This window comes from Mesorhizobium metallidurans STM 2683, from assembly GCF_000350085.1.
GTDB classification, from domain to species: Bacteria; Pseudomonadota; Alphaproteobacteria; order Rhizobiales; family Rhizobiaceae; genus Mesorhizobium; species Mesorhizobium metallidurans.
This window is the reverse complement of record NZ_CAUM01000139.1, coordinates 16,052-31,583: the sequence shown is the minus strand read 5'-3', so window position 1 is coordinate 31,583 and position 15,532 is coordinate 16,052. Positions and strand designations below refer to the sequence as shown.

The 15,532-nt window shown below is 64.3% G+C and carries 14 protein-coding genes and 1 pseudogene; 8 read left to right on the top strand and 7 right to left on the bottom strand.

The window, feature by feature from the left end; translation table 11 throughout:
• Positions 1–154 precede the first annotated feature (154 nt).
• Positions 155–526, bottom strand: a pseudogene (locus MESS2_RS23235) (UDP-N-acetylglucosamine 1-carboxyvinyltransferase); the annotation flags it as partial.
• A gap of 296 nt (positions 527–822) precedes the next feature.
• Here MESS2_RS23235 and murQ point away from each other — a divergent pair.
• The 7 genes from murQ (at position 823) to MESS2_RS23200 (ending at position 9,323) form a co-directional block, all read left to right on the top strand.
• The gene (gene murQ, locus MESS2_RS23230) at positions 823–1,746 is read left to right on the top strand and encodes an N-acetylmuramic acid 6-phosphate etherase (RefSeq protein WP_040593844.1); all 924 of its coding nucleotides are present in this window, start codon (positions 823–825) and stop codon (positions 1,744–1,746) included.
• A gap of 99 nt (positions 1,747–1,845) precedes the next feature.
• Positions 1,846–3,384 (top strand): ABC transporter substrate-binding protein, encoded by a 1,539-nt coding sequence (locus MESS2_RS23225; protein ID WP_008876933.1) that lies wholly within the window; start codon positions 1,846–1,848, stop codon positions 3,382–3,384.
• Positions 3,385–3,418: 34 nt separating this feature from the next.
• The gene (locus tag MESS2_RS23220; RefSeq protein WP_008876932.1) at positions 3,419–4,378 is read left to right on the top strand and encodes an ABC transporter permease; all 960 of its coding nucleotides are present in this window, start codon (positions 3,419–3,421) and stop codon (positions 4,376–4,378) included.
• On the top strand, positions 4,378–5,217 hold the full coding sequence (locus MESS2_RS23215; protein ID WP_008876931.1) for an ABC transporter permease: 840 nt from the start codon (positions 4,378–4,380) through the stop codon (positions 5,215–5,217). Before MESS2_RS23220 ends, MESS2_RS23215 begins: the two co-directional genes overlap by 1 nt.
• Complete coding sequence (locus MESS2_RS23210; protein ID WP_008876930.1) at positions 5,214–6,962, top strand: ABC transporter ATP-binding protein; 1,749 nt, start codon at positions 5,214–5,216, stop codon at positions 6,960–6,962. Before MESS2_RS23215 ends, MESS2_RS23210 begins: the two co-directional genes overlap by 4 nt.
• Before the next feature lie 228 nt (positions 6,963–7,190).
• Positions 7,191–8,201 (top strand): serine hydrolase domain-containing protein, encoded by a 1,011-nt coding sequence (locus MESS2_RS23205; protein ID WP_008876928.1) that lies wholly within the window; start codon positions 7,191–7,193, stop codon positions 8,199–8,201.
• 6 nt (positions 8,202–8,207) lie between these two features.
• Complete coding sequence (locus tag MESS2_RS23200) at positions 8,208–9,323, top strand: anhydro-N-acetylmuramic acid kinase (protein WP_008876927.1); 1,116 nt, start codon at positions 8,208–8,210, stop codon at positions 9,321–9,323.
• On the opposite strand, the gene MESS2_RS23195 is transcribed toward MESS2_RS23200, so the two are convergent.
• Together MESS2_RS23195 and MESS2_RS23190 are read right to left on the bottom strand one after the other, a co-directional pair.
• Entirely contained in the window at positions 9,320–9,745 is a 426-nt protein-coding gene (locus tag MESS2_RS23195; protein WP_008876926.1) for a GNAT family N-acetyltransferase, read from the bottom strand. The two genes, MESS2_RS23200 and MESS2_RS23195, sit on opposite strands and share 4 nt — an antisense overlap.
• Before the next feature lie 159 nt (positions 9,746–9,904).
• Positions 9,905–11,089, bottom strand: a complete 1,185-nt coding sequence (locus tag MESS2_RS23190) for an MFS transporter (RefSeq protein WP_008876925.1) — start codon at positions 11,087–11,089, stop codon at positions 9,905–9,907.
• Positions 11,090–11,137: 48 nt separating this feature from the next.
• Here MESS2_RS23190 and MESS2_RS23185 point away from each other — a divergent pair, with 48 nt between their 5' ends.
• Positions 11,138–11,677, top strand: a complete 540-nt coding sequence (locus MESS2_RS23185) for an Lrp/AsnC family transcriptional regulator (protein ID WP_008876924.1) — start codon at positions 11,138–11,140, stop codon at positions 11,675–11,677.
• 324 nt (positions 11,678–12,001) lie between these two features.
• Here MESS2_RS23185 and MESS2_RS23180 read toward each other — a convergent pair whose 3' ends face one another.
• From MESS2_RS23180 to MESS2_RS23165, 4 genes are read right to left on the bottom strand one after another with little or no spacing between them, the layout of a single operon-like run.
• On the bottom strand, positions 12,002–12,838 hold the full coding sequence (locus tag MESS2_RS23180; protein ID WP_008876923.1) for a GNAT family N-acetyltransferase: 837 nt from the start codon (positions 12,836–12,838) through the stop codon (positions 12,002–12,004).
• Between the two features lie 6 nt (positions 12,839–12,844).
• The gene (locus MESS2_RS23175; RefSeq protein ID WP_008876922.1) at positions 12,845–13,606 is read right to left on the bottom strand and encodes an aspartate/glutamate racemase family protein; all 762 of its coding nucleotides are present in this window, start codon (positions 13,604–13,606) and stop codon (positions 12,845–12,847) included.
• Positions 13,603–14,421 carry an ABC transporter permease gene (locus MESS2_RS23170; protein ID WP_008876921.1) on the bottom strand — a complete coding sequence of 273 codons (819 nt, stop codon included), beginning with the start codon at positions 14,419–14,421 and terminating at the stop codon, positions 13,603–13,605. The genes MESS2_RS23175 and MESS2_RS23170 overlap by 4 nt, the downstream gene beginning before the upstream one ends.
• Before the next feature lies 1 nt (position 14,422).
• On the bottom strand, positions 14,423–15,337 hold the full coding sequence (locus MESS2_RS23165) for an ABC transporter permease (RefSeq protein ID WP_008876920.1): 915 nt from the start codon (positions 15,335–15,337) through the stop codon (positions 14,423–14,425).
• Positions 15,338–15,532: the final 195 nt, after the last annotated feature.

The following is a 15,532-nucleotide window of genomic DNA, read 5'->3' as shown; positions in this document are numbered from 1 at the left end:
ATCGATCGACTGTCAAGCGCGTGCAGGGTTCGGTCGACAATCGACATCTGCTCTTGGATGGCGTGTCGGATCAGGTTCAAAGCCATGGACAAATTGCGGATCGTCGGCGGACAGCGGCTTGAGGGCGCGGTGACGATCTCCGGCGCCAAGAACGCGGCACTGCCGTCACGTCGGCCGCCTTGAGCGGCCCGACACGATCAGGCCGCGATCGCCCGGCCAGATCTTCGCGCCGGTGGCCTCGAGAAGCTGCACGACCGATGCCATATGCTCGAGCCGCGCATGGGTCTGCTCGAACTGGCCGCCGGTGATGGCAGCCGCGGCCGCATAGGTGCCGGCCTCGATGCGGTCGGGGGTGATGTCGTGCATGGCGGCGCGCCAGCTTGAGCCGCCCTCGATCAGGATACGGTGTGTGCCGGCGCCTTCGATCCGCGCCCCCATGGGGTTTGTGACAGGCGGCGAGGTCCGCCACCTCCGGTCCGCGCGCCGCGTTGAGGATTTCCGTCTCGCCTTTCGCCCTCGGCGCAGCACATCAAGGCCATGAACTGGGCCTGCAGATCGGTCGGAAAACCCGGATAGGGTTCCGTCGATGCCGTCTCGGGGGCAATCATCCTGGCCAAGAAGTCGCTTGATGCCGCTGAACGGCCATCCATGTAGGAATATTTTATTCCATCACATCGTTGACACTACGAATATCCAATTCTAGAAAGTTAACGGGACGGAAACCAAGCCGCCGACACGGCAAGCCAATGTTTCGACGGTACTGGTCAAGGTCGCGCTTTGCGTCACATTCCTGCTGACGGCATGAAGTTTGAAAGCAAGTGGATGAGCGAACAAGCATTGATGTCGGAGCTGGAGCGGCTGGTTTCCGAAGACCGGAATCCAAGGACGATGGATATCGACCTGCTGCCGACCGTCGACGTGCTGCGCAGGATCAACGACGAGGACAAAGGCGTTGCAGCCGCGGTCGAGAAAGTCATCCCGGAGATAGCGGCAGCGGTGGACCGGATCGTGCTCGCGTTCCAGAAGGGCGCGCGGCTGATCTATCTGGGCGCCGGCACCAGCGGCCGGTTGGGCGTTCTCGACGCTTCGGAATGTCCACCCACCTTCGGCGTGCCCGAGACCATGGTGATGGGCCTGATCGCCGGCGGCTCCGACGCGCTGGTGCGGGCCGCGGAAGGCGCCGAGGACGATCCGAAACAAGGTGTCAGCGACCTGCAGGACATCCAGCTCACTGCAGACGATGTGGTGGTCGGTATCGCGGTCAGCGGCCGCACGCCCTATGTCATCGGCGGCCTGAACTATGCAAGGGAAGTCGGCGCGACGACCGTGGCGCTGTCCTGCAATCCGCGCTCGACCATCGCCGGTATTGCCGACATCGCCATCTCGCCGGTCGTCGGCCCGGAGGTTCTCACCGGCTCCACCCGGCTGAAGTCGGGCACCGCGCAGAAGCTGGTGCTGAACATGCTGACCACCGCCAGCATGATCCGCATCGGCAAGAGCTACCAGAACCTGATGGTCGACCTGAACCCGTCGAACAAAAAGCTGGTCGCGCGGGCGGTCAGGATCGTCATGCAGACGAGCGGCTGCACAGCGCAACAGGCCCGCCATGCGCTCGAAGCGACCGGCAAGGATGTGAAGCTGGCGATCCTTGTGGTGATCACCGGCATGGAGGTCGAGGAGGCGCGCGAGGCGCTCGGCAAGGCTGGAGGGTTCCTGCGCATAGCAATCAGCGAAAAGACGGTGTGAAGCCGCACGCAAAGTCTGGGCCGATAGTCCGGGGAGGCGTGTCCCTGTGAAGCGGTCCGGGGAACTGCAAATCGAGTTCGATCACTATGGGAGACGACAATGGTACAGCATCTCACCAGGAAACTGCTTTCCGGCATGGCGTTGCCCGGCATCGCCTTGGCGGCAATGCTCGGAACTGTGGCGGTGCCGGTTCAGGCAAATGCTGCGACGCTGCACATGGCCTGGTCGCAGGACGCCACCGGGCTTGACCCGCACAAGCAAACGGCCTTTTCGTCGCTCAGGCTGCTGGAGCTGATCTACGAACCGCTGGTCAGGGTCGACGCCAGCCTGCAGATCGTGCCGGCCATCGCCACGTCATGGCAGTTCTCGCAAGACGGCAAGGAATTGACCTTCAAGCTTGATCCGAAAGCGAAATACCATAACGGCGCCGCCGTCACCTCGGCAGACGTGAAGGCGTCCTTCGAGCGCATCCCCGATGAGAAGACGGGTGCCGCCGCCCGTGCCAATTTCCTGTCGATCGCCAGCATCGATACGCCGGATCCGGTGACCGTCGTCTTTCATTTGTCGCAACCGGATGTGCCGATCCTGACGGCGATGAGCGACGTCAACGCGGCCATCGTTCCGGCCGGCGAAATTACCGCCGGCTCGGTCGGCACGAAGGCGATCGGCTCCGGTCCGTTCAAGCTCGACAAATGGGATCCGAACGCCAGGGAGGTGCTCAGCGCCAACAAGGACTGGGCCGGCGGCGCGACCGGTGTGGACGGCATCGAAATCTCGGTGCTCCCTGATGAAACGGCGATCCTGGCGGCGATGCGCACCAAGCAGATCGAGTTCGCGCTGCTCAACGACCCGCTGGTCGCCACGCTGGTGCCGCAGGAGGCCAGCCTGCAGCTCAACCGCGTGCCGGTGCTTGCCTATCACGTGCTGCAGCTCAATCCGTCGCGCAAGCCGATGACCGAACTCAAGGTGCGCCAGGCGATCTCCTGCGCCATCGACCGGCAGGAAGTGCTGGACACCGCCTCGCTCGGCGAAGGCAAGGTCACGGGGCCGCTGACGATCCCATCGCTCGCCACCGATCCGAGCCAGCTGTTCTGCTACAAGCGCGATGTCGAGAAGGCCAAGCAATTGATGAGCGAAGCCGGCTATGCCGACGGCTTTTCGGCGACCGTGATCGGCGCCACCGGCGAACCGCCAACGGCTGCGGCGGAAGCCCAGGTGATCCAGTCGCAGCTCGCCGAAATCGGCGTCAAGCTCGACATCAAGATGATGGAGCTCAACGTCTATGTCGACGCCTGGCTGAAGGGCGATTTCGACATGGCCATCGCCTTGAATGGCGGCAGGGCCGACCCCTATACCATGTACAATCGCTACTGGACCAAGGCGGGCAATCTGCAGAAGGTTGCGAACTATATCGACGACACGCTGGACAGCCAGATGCAGCAGGGCCGCACTGAGACCGACCCGGCCAAGCGCAAGGCGATCTTCGCCGAATTCGAGAAACACCTCGCCGAGGTTTCACCGTGGATCTGGCTCTACACCTCCTACAGCTACACGGCGCAGCAGAAGAACATCGCGGGGTTCGTGCCGACGCCGACGGGCACGCTGTTCAGCCTAAGCAAGGTCACGATCCAGCAGTAGCGACCTTCATGATCGGACGAGAGGTGTTCTTCGCGTGACCTATCTGCTGCGACGCCTGGCGGTGTTTCCTCTCGTTCTGATCGGCGTCTCCATCGTCGTGTTCGTGGCGATCCGGATGGTTCCGGGCGATGCGATCACGGCGATGCTGGGGACCGAGGCCGGGCTGCTGACGCCGGCGCAGCGCGAGGCGCTCTCGGTTTATTTTGGCATCGACCAGCCCTGGTTCGTCCAGTACGGGCGCTGGCTCGCCGGCCTGCTGCACGGCAATCTCGGCATCTCCTCCACCTATGGCAAGCCGGTGCTCGAAATCATCCTCGAACGCTTCCCGCTGACGCTCGAGCTGGCGCTGCTGTCGATGCTGATCGCGCTTGTCGTCGGCGTGCCGGCAGGCGTCTTCGCCGCCACGCACAACGAGAAATTCTCCGGTCTCGGCGTCCGCGTCGCCGCCATGATCGGCCAGTCGACGCCGAACTTCGTGCTGGCGCTGTTGATCATCTACACGCTGTCCGCGGGCTTCGGCGTGCTGCCGGCGATGGGGGAATTTTCGCCGCTCTGGCAGGATCCCTTGCGCAATCTCGGCCAGTTGATCCTGCCTGCGATCACGCTCGGCTTTGCCTTCGCCGCTTCGGTCACCCGCATATCGCGCTCGGCCATGCTCGATGTGCTCAGCGACGACTACGTCAGGACCGCCCGCAGCAAGGGAGTGTCGGCACGCGGCGTGATCTGGCGCCATGCCTTGCCCAATGCGCTGATCCCCGTCGTCACGCTGAGCGGCATCGAATTCGGCTATCTCCTGGGCGGCGCCGTCATCGTCGAGCAGATCTACGCGCTGCCCGGCCTCGGACGGCTGGTGCTGGACGCGATCCTGCAGCGCGACTATGCGCTGGTGCAGGGAGCCGTGCTGTTCATTGCCTTCAACTTCATGATCGTCAATCTCCTCGTCGACCTCGCCTATGTCGCGCTCGACCCGCGCATCCGGCTGGGGGAACAGTGATGCGCATGCTGCGGGCCATCTTCGCGCACCCCAGTGGCCGCATCGGCGGCTTCATCGTCGGGCTTTATCTGCTGCTTGCCGTGCTTGGCCTGCTCGGGCTGACGCCGCACAACCCGCTGATGCAGTACCGCGTAGACCGGCTGCATGCGCCTGACGGCACGTACTGGATGGGCACCGACCTGTTCGGCCGCGACGTGGCGAGCCGGCTGATGATGGGCATCGGCCAGTCCTTCACCGTCGCCTTCTTCTCGGTCGCGTTCGCCGCACTCGCCGGCACTGTTCTGGGACTCGCCGCAGCCTGGTTCGGACGCCGCTGGGACGGTATCGTCATGCGCGTCATGGACGTGCTGCTGGCCTTCCCGGCGATCCTGCTGGCGCTGCTGATCGTCGCCGTCGCGGGACCCGGAACCTGGACCAGTATCGTCGCCATCGCCATCGTCTACACGCCGATCTTCACGCGCGTGGTGCGCGGGCCTGCCCTGTCGCTCAAGGCACGCGAATTCGTCGACGCCGCGCGCACTTTCGGCAGCAGTTCGAGCTACATACTGACCAGGCACCTGCTGCTCAATCTGGTGGCGCCCTTGACCGTCCAGATCACGCTGGCGCTGGCCTGGGCGCTGCTGACCGAAGCCGGCTTGAGCTTTCTCGGGCTCGGCACGCAGCCGCCCGCGGCGTCGCTCGGATTGATGCTGAGCGACAGCCGCAACCTCATGGAGACGGCGCCCTGGCTGATGATCTTTCCCGGCCTCGCCATCATGATCAGCATCCTCGGCTTCAACCTGCTTGGTGACGCCTTGCGCGACATATTCGACCCCAGGATGCGGAGGGCGATCGCGTGATCCCGCTGCTCTCCGTTTCGGGTCTCAGCGTCGGTTTCGGCCGCACGCCGCAAGCCAGCGAGGTGGTGCGCGGCGTCAGCTTCGAGCTTGCCGACGGCGAGACGCTGGCCATCGTCGGCGAAAGCGGTTCGGGCAAATCGGTCACCGCGCTGTCGATCAACCGTCTCGTCGATTTCGGTGGCGGGCGCATCACCGGCGGCTCGATCAAGCTCAGGCGTGCTGACGGCAGCATCCTCGACCTGACGGCGGCGAGCGAGCCGCAGCTGACGAAAATTCGCGGCGCCGAGATCGGCATGATCTTCCAGGAGCCGATGACCTCGCTCAATCCGGTGCTGACCATCGGCACGCAGATCGAGGAATCGTTTCGCCTGCACCGCGGCCTGACCGGCCGGCAGGCGACGGCAGCCGCCAAGGACGCGCTCGACCGCGTGCGCATTCCCGACGCGGCGCGGCGCCTGAAATACACGCCGAACCAGCTTTCCGGCGGCATGCTGCAGCGGGTGATGATCGCCACCGCGCTTGCCTGCAACCCGCGCCTGCTGATCGCCGACGAGCCGACCACGGCGCTTGACGTGACGGTGCAGGCGCAGATCATGGCGCTGCTCGCCGAACTGAAGCGCGAAACCGGCATGTCGATGATCTTCATCACCCACGATATCGGCCTCGTCGCCGGCATCGCCGACAAGATCATGGTGATGCAAAACGGACAGGCGGTCGAGCAAGGTGAGCTGAACCAGATCCTCGACCAGCCGCATCACCCTTACACCCGGCATTTGCTGCAGGACGTGCCGCATTTCGCCAGTGGCCGCGCCACGCGTCCGGACGGCCGGCGCGATAGAGCGCCGGACGCCGAACCGGCGCTGAAGGTGAATGATCTCGTTGTGCGGTTTCCCGTCAAATCAGGTTTCTTCGGCCGTGCTACTGGCGCCGTGCATGCTGTCGATGGCGTGGATTTCGACCTGATGCCAGGCGAGACGCTGGCCATCGTCGGCGAGAGCGGTTCGGGAAAATCGACGACGGCGCGCGCGGTGCTTGGGCTGGTGAGATCGACGCGCGGCAGCTTCTCGGCCAGTGTGCGCAAGGCTGCCGCCGGGCAGAGCGCGCTGCCCATCCAGATGGTGTTCCAGAACCCCTATGCCTCGCTCAATCCCAGGCTCGCCATCGAGAGCATTCTCGCCGAGCCTATAATCGCCACCGGCGGCCGTGTGGATGCAGCGACGCGGGCGAAGATGGCGACGCTGCTGAAACGCGTCGGACTGCCGGAAAACAGCCTCGAACGCTATCCGCACGAATTCTCGGGCGGCCAGCGGCAAAGACTGTGCATCGCGCGCGCGCTGATGCTCAACCCGTCCGTCGTCGTGCTCGACGAAGCGGTCTCGGCGCTCGACGTTTCGGTCCAGGCCAAGGTGCTGGAGCTGCTGGTCGACCTGCAGCGCGAGTTCGGATTGGCCTATCTCTTCATCTCGCACGACATGGCCGTGGTGGAGCGGATCGCGCACCGCATCGCGGTCATCCATGCCGGCCAGATCGTCGAGATCGGCGATGCGAAGTCCGTGCTGTCGGCGCCGAAGCACGCCTATACGAAGAAGCTCATCGCCGCCGTTCCAACCATCGACCGGCGGCGCGAGCATTTCGAACTGGATACGCGCCAGGTGCCTTCGCTGGTGCGACCGCTCGGATTTGAGCCGGGTCCGGCGAGATGGGAGCAGTTCGGGGTGGATCATAGGATGAGGGTGGAGGCGTGAAGCACATCGCTCAAAGATGCCTAAGCTTGGAGGGACAGCACCCCCCTCTGTCCTGCCGGACATCTCCCCCGCAAGGGGGGAGATTGGATGTCGTATCGGCTTTCGCCAATCTCCAACGTCTGAAGGCTGGCGGCACGCATGAACTGCCGATCTCCCCCCTTGCGGGGGAGATGTCCGGCAGGACAGAGGGGGGTGGGAAGGATCGCTGCTTTTCAGAGGGAGGCCGCGTTGACGGATCGTGACCTCAGCCAGCTTTTCGACCGCGCCTTCGCCCCTCTCCAAGCGGCGGTAAACGAAGCCCGCATTCCGGGCGGAGTGTTGGGCCTTGTCGAGCGCGGCGGCGCTCGCCTCGTCCGCGCAGTCGGCTCGGCTCAAATCGTGCCCGATGTCAGGCTGATGCATGAAGGCACCTGGTTCGATCTGGCCTCGCTGACCAAAGTCATCTTCACCACGCCACGCATCCTGGCATTGGCGGAGGAAGGCGTCATCAATCTCGATGCGCCGCTGATTTCAGCCCTGCCCGACCTGCGCCAGTATGACGAAAAGGCGTGGGAGCGGAAGGTGACGTTTCGCCAGTGCCTCGGCCATCAGACGCCGTTTCCCGCCGTCGCGCCGATCTACAGTTACGGGCGGGACGCGGATTTGCTGCGCGCCTTCATCCTGCAGCGCGAATGGCAGGCTGGACTGCCGGTCTATTCCGATATCAATTTCATCCTGCTCGGCTTTGCGCTGGAGCGGCTGTCGGGAAAGACCATTCGCGACATGGACCCCGGCCCGGGCTTTGCCTTCTCCGCCGAGCCGGATCAATCAGCGGCGACGGAGGACTGCACCTGGCGCCACCGCGTGCTCTCAGGCGAAGTCCACGACGACAATTGTTCGGCTTTGCAAGGCGCGGGGCACGCCGGCCTGTTCGGCACGGCGGCGTCGATCCTCGATTTCGCGCAGGGGCTGCTCACCGGAACCGGCGCCTCGCCGGCCTTGATCGCGCTGATGCGCACGCCATTGTCGGCTACCCGCACGCATGGCTGGGAACACCCTTACGAGAACTGGTCCGGCGGCGGGTTGTGCAGCCCCGGCACGATCGGCCATACCGGCTTTACCGGCACCGGGTTGTGGATCGACTTCGACAAGGGCAAGGCATGGACCTTGCTCACCAACCGGATCCATCCGACACGTCATTTCAACAGCGGAATCGCGACGCTTCGGCAAGCGGTCGGTGATCTCGTCAACGGAGACTAGGGACTTATGGAACCAATCTGGGCCGTCGGCCTGATGACCGGCACCGTGCTTGACGGCAATATCGACGTTGCGCTGATCAAGACCGATGGCGAGCGGATCGCGGATTTCGGCACTTACACTTTGGCGCCCTACCCTCAGACGATCCGCACCCTGCTGGAAGAGACGCTGCGCCAGGCGCGGGTGTGGAACTTCACCGGGCCGGAGCCGGCGATTTTCCGCGAGGCCGAAGAGGCGCTGACGCGCGCGCAGTCCGCCGCGGTCAAGGATCTTGTCGAAAGCTACGGCCTGACCATGGCCAACATCGGCGTCATCGGTTTCCATGGCCAGACCGTGCTGCATCGCGCGCCGCAGGCCGGCCGGCTAGGCGAGACCCGGCAGCTCGGCGATGGCGAATTGATGCACGCCATCCTGGGCACCAAGGTCGCCTATGACTTCCGCTCGGCCGACATGCGCGCCGGCGGGCAAGGCGCGCCACTGGCGGCCGCCTATCACACCGCGCTCTTGCGCGCGGCGGACGCCAGCGGCGACATGGCGGTGCTCAATCTCGGCGGCGTCGCCAACATCACCTGGTGGGACGGCAAGGACAATGTAATCGCCTTCGACACCGGGCCGGCCAATGCGCCGCTCAACGACTTCATCAAGTCAAAAGGGCTTGGCGACATGGACCGCGATGGTGCGCTGGCAAGCGCCGGCACGGTGAACGAGGCGCGGCTGGCCAAGCTGCTGCAACACCCCTATTTGACCAAACCCTACCCCAAATCGCTCGACCGTTTCGACTTCGGCGCGGCGATGGCCGACGGCCTCAGCGCCGGGGATGGCGCGGCAACGCTGACGGCCTTCACCGCCGCCGCCGTCGGCAAGGCGCTCGACCTGCTGCCGCATCGGCCCGGGAAATTGGTGGTCAGCGGGGGCGGCCGGCATAATCCGACGATGATGGCGATGCTTGCCAGCCGCGCCGGCGTCGAAGCCGTGCAGGCCGAGACGCTCGGCTGGAAGGGCGACGCGTTGGAGGCGGAGTGCTTTGCGTTCCTGGCGGTGCGCGTGCTCAGGGGCTTGCCGATCAGCTTCCCCAGCACCACAGGTGTGCCGCAGCCGATGCGCGGCGGACGGCTCGCCGGTTAGCCAACCAGTTTCTTCTGCAGGAAGACGCGGCTGCGGCCGACGGGAAAATCAGGCAGCGTGCCGAAGGGCCGATAGCCCTGGCGTTCATAGGCTTTCGCCGCCTTGGGATTGAACGTGTCGATCAGGGCGCCATGACAGCCACGCGCCACCGCCTCTCTTTCGGCGGCCTCCAGCATGTTGCCCGCCATGTGCTGGCCGCGCAGCCTTTCGTCGACCCAGAGCCATTGCACATAGAGCCAGCCCCAGGCGGTGTAGCCCGAAATGCCGGCGACGACCTTGCCGTCTTCGTCGCGGACTAAGACGGCGAGCGCCTTTCGCCTGGAAGCGCCGACATCGCTGTCGTTGAAGGCGGTCAGCCGCTCGCCGAGAAAGGCGAGTTCCTCCGGAGAAGGGTCGGCGGTGGTCTCAAGCGTCGTCTTCATCGCGGGCTAGATCGGTTCATCGTTTCACGGAAACGCAGAACCGCTCTCTCTTTGTTTTGACGCAATTCCGGACGGAAAACCGTTTCACACTTTTTCTGGAATTGCTCTGGCTCGGTCGTCAACCAAGCCTTATCCGTGGACGGGACGAGGACGCAAGCTTTACGGCAGGATGGGTGGCGGCGAACGCCATGCCGCCGCCAGGGCCGAGACCAGCATCAACAAGGCCGCGACCATTGCGCAGGCGGCAAAACCAAAGCCGGTGTAAAGCGGCCCGAAGCCGGTCGTGCCGACAAAGACCGCGAGATAGGTCACCGAACTGTTCAGGCCCATGATGGTGCCGCGACGCGACGGATCGAGCGCGGCAAGGCGCATCACCAGCACGTTCAGCCCGAAGTGATTGGCAAGACCCCAGATGGCCACCATCGCCAGGGTCGGGCCGAAGCTGCCGCTGACCGCGGCCATCGCGACATAGACGACCGCCACCAGCAGATAGGCGAAGGGCATGACGCGCCGCGCGCCGAGGCGATCGATGACGCCGTCGAGAAGCGCCGCCGCACCGAAGCCGACGCCATAGGCAAGTGCGGCCCACCCATTGGCGCTGACGGGCTCGCCCAGGCCTTGATGAAGATGATCGCCGAGATAGCCATAGACGCCATAGAAGGCGGTCATGAAGGCGCCACAGGCGACCAGAAGCGGCACGATGCCCGGCACAGTTAGGGCGCCGAGCGGCGTCGGCGCCGGGCCGCTCTTCCTGGCGTCGCTCAGCGAGGTTAAAGTCAGGCCGGCCACGGCAAGGGCCGCGAGCAGCGCGACAGCGGCGAAAACGGCGCGCCAATGCACCAGATCGGCCAGCACGGCCGACAGCGAGACGCCGGCCACCATGGAGAGCGTCCAGCCGGTCAGCACGACACCGATGGTGCCGCTCTCGCGGCCAGGTGGCGCGATCGCGGCGGAGCTGGCGTAGATCGCCGGCATGGCGACGCCGGCAGCGATACCGGCGACGGACTGGGCCGCAACCAGCGCCACTACCGTAGGCGCCAGCGCGCTGGCGACAAGGGCTATCGCCAGGAGCAGCAGCGCGCCCTGGAGCATGCGGCGGGCGCCGACCCGGTCGATATAGCGCGCCAGGAACAAGGCGCTTGCCGAGGTGCCGAGGCCGAAGGCGGCGGAGGCGACCATGACGGCCGGCACGCTCGTCGCAAACGACGCGGCCACCGCCGGCGCAATCGGACCAAGGACCAGCGAGTTCGAGCCGATGACGGCGATGCAGCCGGTCAGGAGATAGGCGAGCGCCGGAATGGACGGCCTTGCGGCCAATGTTACGACTTGATCATTGTTCACCATATGACAATAATGGCCGTATCAAATTCTGTATCAATAAGGAAATTCAATATGGATGAAGAAACAGATGGCATTCCGCGGAACAGGCCGGCCGCCCGAGACCTCGACGCGACCGACCGAAGGATATTAGGCGTTCTGGTCGACGACGCCACGATCAGCTATGCCGATCTCGGCGACCGCGTCGGCCTTTCACCGCCGGCAGCCCATGAACGGGTGAAGCGGCTGCGGCGCAGCGGCGCCATCCGCACGACTGCGGCAATTATCGACCCCAAGGCGGTGAGGAAGCCGCTGCTCGCCTTCGTGCACATCGATACCAAGGGCTGGGGCAAGACGCCGGAGTTGATGGCGATTTCCGAGCACCCGGAGGTCGAGGAAATCCATTCGGTGGCCGGCGACACATGCATGCTGATCAAGGTCCGCACCGAGGACACAAGGGCGCTCGAAGGCCTGTTGTCGCGTCTCTACGAAACGCCTGGCGTCACCTCGACGCGAAGCTACGTGGTTCTGTCGACCTATCTCGAGCGGCCGGTGCAGCCCGGGATCACGACCGAATGGCCAACGCCCCGGCACATGGCCAAGCCGCTGTATTAGAGCCTGACGCATCCCGCTTCTGATTTGCGTGCTACAGCTTCCCCAACTTCGTCATCCCTGGGCGAAGCAGGAGCGAAGCTCCGTCGCGAAGACCCTGGGATCCATGCCGTAACTTTGGGCGAAGAGCGCGGCGGAGCAGAATTCTGCACTGTCGCAACGCTTTGACGTCACGGCATGGATCCTGGGGTCTGCGCTGCGTCGCTTCGCTCCTTGCTCCGCCCCAGGATGACGAAGCGATGGATGTTTCCGCTAGTCGCCAAGGCACGCGCTCCGTCAACGCAAGCGGTCCGTCAAAACTTCTACGTCGAGGAACCAGTCGCCGCCTCAGCCAAGCTCCAGCGTCGTTATCGCAAAGACGCCGGACTGCATGATCTGTGGCGCTTTTCCCCGGTACATTCGAGCCGTTTCGAAGCCCGGCTGCAGACCTATCGACGACAGCAAGCTTGCAAAATCCCCGCTGGTCTCGGGAACGTCGAGATGGATATTTCCGGGTCCTGAGGCGTTGGCGAGTGCGGCAAAGAGACGGCTTGCCGCGTCCAGGCTGTTGGAAAAGAGCGGGCCGATCTTGCAGCCGTCCCGGCATTGGCGCGCGACGCCGTAGCCTTCGATCGCGCCGTCCCTGACGATCGCAAGCGCCATGTGCGGCGGGCGCAGCCAGTGTTCCAGGAACGACCGCCTCGGGCCAGGAAAGAACCGGCGGTCATAGTCCAGGATATCGGCCAGGAGTTCCGGCCCTATGACGCGAATGCCGCTGCCGGCATCCGCCGGAGCGTTCGGCGGTCCGACGAACCGTATCGTCCGGTAGAGCGGCGCGAAACCCATGCCGCGGTAGTTGGCCTGCTGTTCGACAACGCCGTCGAGGCCGATCGTGCGGCTGCCGAGCCGCGCCATGCCGGCGTCCCAGACCGCCTTGCCGTGACCCTCGCCACGCCTGTCCGGGCGACAGATGTAGAGGCCGATGAAGCCGAAATCGTTGCCATAGGCGACGGCGGAAATGCCGGCCACCATCTCGCCATCGACGAAGGCGCCGATGAAGCCTTCGGGATCAGCCGCCTGGAAAATTCTGGCATCGCCGAGGCCGGGATTCCACCCTTCGGCCGCCGCCCAGTCGACAAGGGTTTGCACTTCGTCAAGTGCGAGCGTTCGGATCGTTCGGGGCATTGGGATTCACTCGGCGGCGAGAGGACCGGGGGCGAAGGATTTCAATGCGCCACGATAAGGCTTTGCCAACGGGTTTGCATAGGCGCCACGCTTGGATGTCGACAGGCCGAGCGCGATCAGCGCCTCGGCCTGTTTGACCGCGGCGCCGACGCCGTCAATGACCGGAACGCCGAACTCCCGCTGCAGCTCGGCCGCAAGGTCGGCCATGCCGGCGCAGCCGAGCACGATGGCTTCGGCGCGATCCTCCTCGATGGCGTGCGCAATCTGGTCCTTCAGCTTCAGAAGCGCATCCGACGCCATATCCTCAAGGGCAAGAACCGCAATGTCGGCAGCGCGCACGCGTGCCCGCCCCGCCATGCCATAGCGTTGCACCAGCCCTTCAACCGGCACGCGCGAGCGTTCAGTCGTGGTGACGACAGTGAAACGCTGGGCAATAAAGGAAGCCATGCTGAGCGCTGCCTCGCAAATGCCGATGACCGGGATGTTGGCCATGGCGCGCGCGGCATCGAGGCCGGTGTCGTCGAAACAGGCGATGATCGCGGCCTGCGCGCCCGAGCGCTCGCCGGTGGCAACCTCGACCAGCAGGCCCGGCACAGCCAGCGCTTCGTCGTAGTAGCCTTCGATCGAAACCGGCCCCATCGACGAAGTGACGGCAACGATCTCCGTCCAGCTGCCGGCGACCGATCGGGCGGCGGACGCGATGGTTTCGGTCATGCTGGCTGTCGTATTGGGATTCACCACCAGGATCTGCACAGTGGCTCCGTTCATGCATGCGCCCGGCGGCGGCCGACATAGACGATTGCGCCGAGCGTCAGCAGAATCACCAGGAAAGAGAACACGGTCGTCACGGTGCCCAGCGCATAGAGCACCGGCGTCGTCACATTCGTCGTCATGCCGTAGATTTCCAGCGGCAGCGTGTTGAAGGTGCCCGAGGTCATCAGCGTGCGGGCGAACTCGTCATAGGACAGCGTGAAGCCGAACAGGCCGACACCGATCAGGCTGGGGGCGATCATCGGCAGGACGACATGGGCGAAGGTCTGCCAGGACGACGCTCCGAGATCACGCGCGGCTTCCTCATAGGCCGGCGAGAACCGGTTGAAGACGGCGAACATGATCAGCACGCCGAAAGGCAAGGTCCACGTCAGATGCGCCCCAAAGGCGGAGGTGTACCAGGCCGGTCTGAAACCGATCTGCTGGAAGACAACGCCGATACCGAGCGAGACGATGATCGAGGGGACGACGAGGCTGGCGACGGCCAGATAAAACAGTGCGGTGGCGCCGCGAAATTTCCGGCGGAAGGCAAGGCCGGCGAGCAGCGACACGACAACGGTCATCACCATCACCATCAGGCCGAGGACGAGGGAGCGCTTGAAACTGCCGCCGAAATCGCCCACCGCCTGGCGCTCGAACAGATTGGCGAACCAGTGCAGCGAAACGCCGTTCAGCGGAAAGGTCAGGCCGCCATTCTCGCCCTGGAAAGACAGGATGAGGATCGCCGACAGCGGGCCGTAGAGAAACAGTACGAACAGGGCGAAGAAAATCGCCAGCACGTAGAATTCGAGGGTGCGCTTTTCGTGGCTCACCTCACAGCTCCTTGCGAATATCGACGATGCGCAGGATGCCAGCGACCATCAAAAGCACCAGCACCAGCAACACGACAGCATTGGCGGCAGCGGCCGGATATTGCAGCAGCGACATCTGGTTCTTCATCATCAGTGCGACGGAGGCGCTCTGCCCGCCCGACATCACCTGCACCGTCGAAAAATCGGCCATCACCAGCGTGACGACGAAGATCGTGCCAATCGCCATACCGGGCTTGGCGAGCGGGATGATGACGTTCCACAGGATCTGCCAACCGGAAGCGCCGGCGTCGCGCGCGGCCTCGATCAGCGACTTGTCGATGCGCATCAGCGTGTTGAAGATCGGCGTCACCATGAACAGCGTGTAGAGATGCACCATGGCGAGCACGACGGCGAATTCGGAATAGAGCAGCCATTCTATTGGGGCCGGCACGAGGCCCATGCGGACCAGCGTCGAATTGACCAGCCCGTTGCGGCCAAGCACCGGAATCCACGAGATCATGCGGATGATGTTTGAGGTCAGGAACGGCACCGTGCAGACAAGGAACAGCACCATCTGCATGGCCGTGGTCCTGATATGGAAGGCGAGGAAATAGGCGACCCAGAAGCCGATGAAGAGCGTCAGCACCCAGACGATGGCGGCGTATTTGAGCGTGTTGAGATAGGTTTTCCAGGTGACCCAGGAACCCAGTACGTCGGAATAGTTGGTGGTTAGGAAATCCGGGTACATCGATGCGAAATCGTAGTCCCAGAAGCTGACGACCGCGATCATCAGGATCGGCAGCAGCAGGAATGCGCCGAGGATCAAGGCCAGCGGCGTCGCCTGAAGGTAGGGTGCGATGGCGCCGAGAGAGACGCGGCGGCGCCTAGCGGGTTTTGCGGCGGCGGTGGTTGCAGGCTGGTCGAGAGCCACGGTCATCCGGAACAGCCCGGGCGTGTCGCGGAGGGCCGACAATCTGACAAGCCGTGATCCTTCGCGCCCCCCTCTGTCCTGCCGGACATCTCCACCTCAAGGGGGGAGATTGGCAGCGCCGCCGATGGGTTCCCCATAACAGCGTTGGCGATTGGCGAAAGCAGAGATGACAGCGTAATCTCCCCCCTCGTGGGGGAGATG

Excerpts from the sequence above, each read along its gene's own strand:
- MESS2_RS23180 (WP_008876923.1), bottom strand. The coding sequence starts at position 12,838 with ATGCCCCGAACGATCCGAACGCTCGCACTTGACGAAGTGCAAACCCTT.
- murQ (WP_040593844.1), top strand. The coding sequence starts at position 823 with ATGAGCGAACAAGCATTGATGTCGGAGCTGGAGCGGCTGGTTTCCGAA.
- MESS2_RS23215 (WP_008876931.1), top strand. The coding sequence starts at position 4,378 with ATGCGCATGCTGCGGGCCATCTTCGCGCACCCCAGTGGCCGCATCGGC.
- MESS2_RS23195 (WP_008876926.1), bottom strand. The coding sequence starts at position 9,745 with ATGAAGACGACGCTTGAGACCACCGCCGACCCTTCTCCGGAGGAACTC.
- MESS2_RS23185 (WP_008876924.1), top strand. The coding sequence starts at position 11,138 with ATGGATGAAGAAACAGATGGCATTCCGCGGAACAGGCCGGCCGCCCGA.
- MESS2_RS23200 (WP_008876927.1), top strand. The coding sequence starts at position 8,208 with ATGGAACCAATCTGGGCCGTCGGCCTGATGACCGGCACCGTGCTTGAC.
- MESS2_RS23165 (WP_008876920.1), bottom strand. The coding sequence starts at position 15,337 with ATGACCGTGGCTCTCGACCAGCCTGCAACCACCGCCGCCGCAAAACCC.
- MESS2_RS23190 (WP_008876925.1), bottom strand. The coding sequence starts at position 11,089 with ATGGTGAACAATGATCAAGTCGTAACATTGGCCGCAAGGCCGTCCATT.
- MESS2_RS23175 (WP_008876922.1), bottom strand. The coding sequence starts at position 13,606 with ATGAACGGAGCCACTGTGCAGATCCTGGTGGTGAATCCCAATACGACA.
- MESS2_RS23225 (WP_008876933.1), top strand. The coding sequence starts at position 1,846 with ATGGTACAGCATCTCACCAGGAAACTGCTTTCCGGCATGGCGTTGCCC.